2 protein-coding genes are annotated in these 1326 nt (G+C 71.9%); both read left to right on the forward strand.

The window, feature by feature from the left end; all coding sequences use genetic code 11:
- The first annotated feature begins 294 nt into the window (after positions 1 to 294).
- Complete coding sequence (locus tag BWR60_RS36035; protein WP_088158162.1) at positions 295 to 960, forward strand: protein-L-isoaspartate(D-aspartate) O-methyltransferase; 666 nt, start codon at positions 295 to 297, stop codon at positions 958 to 960.
- 101 nt (positions 961 to 1061) lie between these two features.
- Positions 1062 to 1326, forward strand: a 265-nt coding sequence (locus tag BWR60_RS36040) for a LysM peptidoglycan-binding domain-containing protein (protein ID WP_144445888.1), incomplete at its 3' end; no start/stop codon positions are given.

Genomic DNA, 1326 nt, shown 5'->3' on the forward strand with positions numbered 1-1326 from the left:
GGAAGATGCGGCCGCGGCGCCAAGCTACCCCACGGGCTGCAAACCAAGGGGGATACGGGCTCACGACCGCGATGCGGTGCCGGGCATTGCCCGGCACCGCATCTCCACCATCCTCGCAGATCTTCAACACACAAGGGGGAGGGGGTTTTCTCCATTCGAGCCGACGACCGACTTCGATCGGGCGCATGTGGCAGCCTATTCGCGCGCGGACGCGCGCAGACCCCTCCCCCTGCCCCCCTCCCGCAAGGGGAGGGGGGACAAGGAAGGGCGGTCCTCCTGGACCGGCCCCCGCCGATGATCGCCGAGCCGCGGCTGATCCGGCTGCTCATGCATCTCCGCCGGTCGGGGATCACGGATCATCGCGTCCTCGGCGCGATCGAGCGGGTGCCGCGCGAGGCCTTCGTGCCCGACGCCTTCCTCGACCAGGCCTATGAGGACATCGCCCTGCCGATCGGCCGCGGCCAGACCATCAGCCAGCCCATGGTGGTCGGGCTGATGACCCAGGCGCTGGAGGTCGGCGACCGCCACAAGGTGCTGGAGATCGGCACCGGCTCCGGCTACCAGGCCGCGGTCCTGGCCCGGATCTGCCGCCGCCTCTACACCATCGAGCGGCACAAGCCGCTGCTCGACCTGGCGCTGGAGCGGATCGCCGGCATGCGCATCAGCAACATCACCGCGCGCTGGGGCGACGGCATGAAGGGCTGGCCGGAGCAGGCGCCGTTCGACCGCATCATCGTCACCGCCGCCCATCGCGGCGACCTGCCGCCCCCGGCGCTGACGGACCAGCTCGCGATCGGTGGTATAATCGTGATTCCCATGGGGGACGAGAAGCGGAACCAGCGCGTGGTCCGCTTCACGCGCACCGAGACCGGATTGGAGCGGGAGGATCTGTGGCCAGTTCGCTTCGTGCCTTTGCTGCCGGACCTTCCCGACGGGGAGGATGGCGGTTCATCCTACTGACGACCCTCGCCGCCGCGGGGCTCGCCGCCTGCAACGTTCCGCCCGGCGCGGATGAGATCACGCAGCGGCCTGCCACCGCCCAGGTGCAGCCGGGCGACGACGTGCTCGCCATCGTCCGCCGCTACGACGTGTCGATGCCGGCGCTGATCGCGCTGAACGGGCTGCAGCCGCCCTATGCGCTGCAGGCCGGGCAGACCCTGCGCCTGCCCGGCTCGCCGGGATCGGCGCCCGGGCCGGCGCCGACGATCACGCTGCCCTCGAACGGTGCCGTCGCGGCCGGTGCGGTCGGCGGCGCGGCTGTCGGCGGAGCGGCCGTGGGCGGCGCCCCGCTGAACACCGTGCCCTCGGCCGGGGGCGGCCTGTCGG

Source organism: Inquilinus limosus (assembly GCF_002195995.1).
Classification (GTDB): domain Bacteria; phylum Pseudomonadota; class Alphaproteobacteria; order DSM-16000; family Inquilinaceae; genus Inquilinus; species Inquilinus limosus_C.